The 5,163-nt window shown below is 47.5% G+C and carries 5 protein-coding genes; 2 read left to right on the top strand and 3 right to left on the bottom strand.

What is annotated here, in order from left to right:
- Positions 1 to 1,732 precede the first annotated feature (1,732 nt).
- Positions 1,733 to 1,942, top strand: coding sequence for a hypothetical protein (locus QUF14_RS28840; protein WP_001096196.1), 210 nt, complete (start codon positions 1,733 to 1,735; stop codon positions 1,940 to 1,942).
- A 65-nt stretch (positions 1,943 to 2,007) separates the two neighbouring features.
- Here QUF14_RS28840 and QUF14_RS28835 read toward each other — a convergent pair whose 3' ends face one another.
- Together QUF14_RS28835 and QUF14_RS28830 are read right to left on the bottom strand one after the other, a co-directional pair.
- Positions 2,008 to 2,541: a hypothetical protein gene (locus QUF14_RS28835; RefSeq protein ID WP_000168770.1), complete on the bottom strand. Its 534-nt coding sequence runs from the start codon at positions 2,539 to 2,541 to the stop codon at positions 2,008 to 2,010.
- 2 nt (positions 2,542 to 2,543) lie between these two features.
- Positions 2,544 to 3,470 (bottom strand): MobA/MobL family protein, encoded by a 927-nt coding sequence (locus tag QUF14_RS28830; protein WP_001331297.1) that lies wholly within the window; start codon positions 3,468 to 3,470, stop codon positions 2,544 to 2,546.
- 176 nt (positions 3,471 to 3,646) lie between these two features.
- Between QUF14_RS28830 and QUF14_RS28825 the strand changes: the two genes are divergently transcribed.
- Positions 3,647 to 4,045, top strand: coding sequence for a hypothetical protein (locus QUF14_RS28825; protein ID WP_001222914.1), 399 nt, complete (start codon positions 3,647 to 3,649; stop codon positions 4,043 to 4,045).
- A 203-nt stretch (positions 4,046 to 4,248) separates the two neighbouring features.
- On the opposite strand, the gene QUF14_RS28820 is transcribed toward QUF14_RS28825, so the two are convergent.
- Positions 4,249 to 5,163: a replication initiation protein gene (locus QUF14_RS28820; RefSeq protein ID WP_001271363.1), complete on the bottom strand. Its 915-nt coding sequence runs from the start codon at positions 5,161 to 5,163 to the stop codon at positions 4,249 to 4,251.

The raw sequence follows: 5,163 nt of genomic DNA, 5'->3' as shown, positions 1-5,163 counted from the left end.
GTGTTACGATTCCTTCCAGGTTATCGACCGACATCGCCCCTGTATTTTCGTGAAAGTCTTGGCGGATAGACACGAATTTCAGGGGCGTTTGTTTTTCAGTCGCTTACACTACCCCCAACGACAAAACCTGTCGAGCCTTCCCGCAAATCCGATCCATTTACCATAACTCCCGTTGTACGTACCATGTAAAACGCCATCAATCGCTTTCTGGCGCAAAAAACGCAAAAAGACAAGAAAACACCAGGCCAAACCAGAAAAACGCGTCAGAATCGTTTTCAGGGCGTTGCATAACTATGCACGAAAGCGATGTGCGATCGGTTTCGTGCGTTCTGAACACCGAACGGCTCAAAACGACAAGTTTTCTCCCCTGGTGCGTGGCGCTCTGACGGGGTTTCCTGTTTCCAAACTTCACATCTCGCCAGGACAAAAAAAACCGACCTGGGGTCGGTGGCAAGAATCAGAGTCTATGGGAAATATTTTAGTTATCGGATGCTCAATATTCACAAACGCAAAAAATGCCTCAGTGATGCCCTAAAACAACCTTTCCAGAAGGAGTCCGCGCTTTACGATGCACGGAAGAGATAAAAAACCCCACAAAAGTGGGGAACCAAGAGAAACAACAATTACAGGTTGTTGGTTGTGTTCGAACAACGATGAAGTAGCTACGCTAAATAATAATTACCGTACAGGCCCTACATATTCAACACTAAATTTAAGATCCTGACGAAGGATTTATAAATGCACGAAAACACATAGACAGACAAATTCACTAAATTCATACACAAAAACAAGTGTAGTTTTCTAAGTAAATTAGATTCGACAACCAATTAGTTTATCCACATCGCATTCCACTCTTGCTACACCAATCACATTTCTTGATATGTAATAGCAGAAAAAATAAAACCAGACACCAATAGACCAAAAAACAAACATTCAACAAGAAACATTTTGAACAATATCACAAAACTGTCACAACCATCATCAGACTATTGAAAAAAACTGGTTGCTGTTTTATAAAAGCGACTGTAACAACCTCCACTCTATAGTTCCATTAGTTTAAAGTGTCACACAAACTGAGCATCCATTTGTTTTCCTTACTTTTGCCCCTGTATTCCAAGGGGTTTTTTTATAACTTAAAGATTAGCACACCACACAAAAACAATAAAAAAAACGACAAGTTATACAATAAAACCAGTACTATCCATACAGCTAATTACATATAAATACTATTAAACCATCTGGACATTAAAAATAAACCCTTATAACATAAAATTAATGCGGTTCCGGTACCATATGTCAGGGATAATGTGCAAATGGAGGTATCGGAACTGCATTTCAGTTCATTATTAATTAATGACAAAAAAAACCTCTGCGAGCGCAGAGGGGGTAAGGAATGTTCCCGGTCATAATATGTCGATAGTGTTTATATACATACAGAACAAGAACAACAACCAGCCAACTAATAAATATTTTATTTTTTAGAGCTGAAACCTTAAAGCTCACTTCCATTCCATACATTGTTATAAACCTTATGTTGAAAACTGAAAGTAAGTACGGCAGACTTATTAAGTTGCGTGCAGTCTTTTCACGTTATACAAACAAGAACACCTGCGAAGTTATTTCTCCTTACATATCCCCCTATGCCAACGGGGGATTTTTTCTGGTTCACTAACGCATAAATAATAGTGACACCCTATCATTCACAAACCGTGATAATATAAGGATTATCATCATGGCAAAATTAGGTGAAAACACCCCACATATTATCGATGCTACTGTAGATTTTATGGCATCAAGCCAGGCATTTCGTGAGTATCTGAAAAAACTTCCCCCTGATAACACAATACCGCCAGCTCTTACTGATGAGCACGTACCGTTATATATACGAAGGCTGGAATACTATCGTCTGCTTTATCGACCAAAGCAGACAGAATCATATTGAAAAAAACGGTGAACGGTTCGCGAAATCCTTTCGCGGGTCGTGAGGCGTTGGACAAGCGAAGCGCGTCAGTTTTTCCGGCTCTTCCCCGTGACAGGTTTCTCCACCAGTTTATCTTCCAGTGTCACAACTTTCTGATACACCGCCGCTGTGGCGTTGTAGTTCCTGTCGAGTATTGTTTTCATTCCCCATCCGAGCACACAGAACATAACCAGAAAAGCCACTGACACCCCACCCAGCCATTTCCAGCTATACCCTTTAAGGGTGTTGTATTCCTGCACGATATTGCTGTGAATTGTCGCAATATCCCTGTTCAGGGCATCCGCGTTTGCCTTCATGTTTGCGACTGACTCTTCCAGCCGCTGAAAATCCTGGCTGATGCGCTCACCTATCAGTCCTGCCACGTCCAGCTTCTGCACCTCATTTCTGACTTCATCCCTGACCTGTTTTGCCACACCGTCAGAAATATCCCGATATCCGCGAAGAGTTTCCCTTGCCACAGCCAGAGAATCAGCAACAGCTTTCTGTTGCTCCATTGCGGTATGTTGCAGATGCTCCACCGATAACAGGAGCGTGAGTAATTTTTCTTCTGTGCTGGCCATGTTCAGAATCCCATAGAAAATCCACGTGACGGTGATTTAACCCGTTCAGGTGCAGTTCGGTTCTGTCTGCTCACTCTGTCTCTCATGTCAAAGCCATGCTCCCGCGCAACATCATGTTGCAGCCTTCTGACCAGTTCATGTTGCTTAACCGGAGTGTCCAGCCATTCCCTGATGTCATGCCCGACCGTTCGCGCCTGTTCAAGATGGCGGGAATAGTCCGGTTCAGACCGTTTTTGCATGATGTCATGACGCTGGGCATCATCAAGCCGTCCGGCAGCTTCAAAACCCAGATGCACTTCGGGACGTCGTTCAATGCCCTGTTCTTTCAGCGTCCGGCAGTCAATGAAGCCCCTTTCAAAGCCATGCTTTCTCATATGTTCGTTGTGCTTCACCTCCCAGCGTTTTCGCAATTCCCGCAACTGCTCTTTTTGCTGAGTGAGAGTCAGGCTTCCGGAATCCTTTTTCGCACCTCCCCGCTCGGGATACCTGGCGTTATAGCGCCGGAAATACTGTTCCGGTGTACGTTCAATGCCATCATTCACACGCTGACTCATCATGATATGCGCATGAGGCTGTTCGCCGCCGTCAATGCTCGCTTTCGGATTGTGAATGGCAAAACTCCAGGCGTGCCGTTCGCCAGCTTCCTGACGTACAAAATCCTGCACCAGTTCAAGGCGCTGTTCCGGTGTCAGTTCACGGGGTAATGCAATTTCAAGTTCCCTATAGGTCGAACCGTTCGCACGTTCAAACTGGTCAGCCGCCTGCCAGAAATGGGAAGGATTATCCCTGGCCCATTCCGGCATGTTTCCGTGTGCGGAATATTCCAAATCCTGACGGTCGCGGTATTTCTCTTTGCGCTCGATGTAATCGGCGTGGTTTGCAGCCTGCCCCTTGCCACCAAATTTAACGCTGAGGTGATAGGTTGCCACGGTTTCAGCCCTCTGCAGGAGCGCACTGTTTCTCGACGAAGGAGAGAAACATATAAGTGCGCTTCCTTCTAATTTTACGAATTAGCACGGAAGATACCCCCTGCACCCGCCGACCGCAAGCGATATACTGCACGACCACAACACACCGCAAAAAAACACCAGGGAGCATCACGAACATGCGCATCAGCAACATCGAATGGCTGAAGAAACGGATCGGATTCATCAGGAAGCTCGGAGAACAGACCGCACGACAGAGACAGATTATTGACCTGATCGACAACGAAGCCGGACTCACAGAACAGGAACGCAAACTTCTCCACGTACTGGCAACAGCGGAAAAAAACGACTTACAGGCACAGGAGAGCGAACGAAAACAGGCGGTCCAAAAACGAATCGAGGGAAAAAAACAACGACGGGAACGCAATCACCGGCTCTTTCTCGCGGCTGGGCTACTGATCGAAGCAGGACTGGTAGACACAAAAACAGGCGAGCTATGCTATAAAAAAGACAGGATATTACAAGCACTTAAGGAACTTAAGTACGATCTGGAGACATCCCCAAACCCAGACGCGTAAGTGCCTCCATCCGTGTTCCGATTCCCTGGTGCTTCCTCGCTCATTCGCTCGCTACGCTCGGTCATGAGACTGCGGCGAGCACTACCACCACAATCACGCGGAAAGCCGCGCCATTGCAGGGCTGAACGGGGAAAAACGGCAAAAAACCTGCTGCTCAAAAAGACGCCAGAAAGGCGCTGTTATCTGATATAGGCTTATTTGGTCTACTCTACGAGACCTCGTTTTTTCAGTTGGTAATACCAGGCGCGACTGATCCCTAATGCCTCCCACGGTTTCAGCGTGCGTGCAGATGTAGCTACTGTGCTGCGCTTAGACTTAGAACCGCCCTTGCGACCGCGTGCAGCCTGAATTTCTGGCGTGTGCGTATCAGCCACATACTGTGCGAAAGTTTCCGGCGTGAAGTTCCTGTGAGTGTATTTCGCAATGCTCTTGCCAATAGCCCGACATTCAGCCAGTGAAAGCGGAACGGGAAGCGATGCATTGTACATTTCGACACGCTGGATCACCGCTTCAAGCCACTGTGAGAACGCTGGCCAGCCCTGACGAATCGCCCTGTAAGCCCATTTGCGCGTCATTTCGAACAGGTGGCAGTTTCGCCCCATCCCGTAATGTTTATCGATGCTACGACGCTCTGAGGCGCTCAAATCGAGATAATCAGCCAGTTCATCGAGGGTATAGGCTTCCTCGCGCCACTCCATCACCAGCCATTCCAGGTGGAACGGATTTTTGCAAATCAGGCCGCTGTAGTTCACATCCGCACAAAGTTTCTCACACAGCGAACGTTCAACCGCTGCGGCATATTTCAGCGCCTTAACCGAGGCATCAGGCGCGGTTCTCACGGCGATGTTGAGTGCGTAGAGCAGGTGAGCGTGTCCGTTCACAGGATTTTTAACGGTGATGTTCGGCGCGGGAGCGTTCCGGTCGCTCCAGTCAATCGCAGCCCCCTCGCGGTCAACGTCAAAAACCAGCCAGAACTGTGCATGAGGCTGGTTCTGCTGGATATACCGTGCAAGAAGCGCGCGCCCTTTGCCGGAGATACGAAGGCCGAAAGCGAGATCATCCGTGTGATAGGGACGGTGGGGTAAATTTTCTTCGAAGTATTGAAGCGCGGCGCTCAT

This window comes from Escherichia sp. HH091_1A (genome assembly GCF_030295175.1).
Classification (GTDB): domain Bacteria; phylum Pseudomonadota; class Gammaproteobacteria; order Enterobacterales; family Enterobacteriaceae; genus Escherichia; species Escherichia coli_F.
This window is presented reverse-complemented; position numbering and strand designations above follow the sequence as displayed.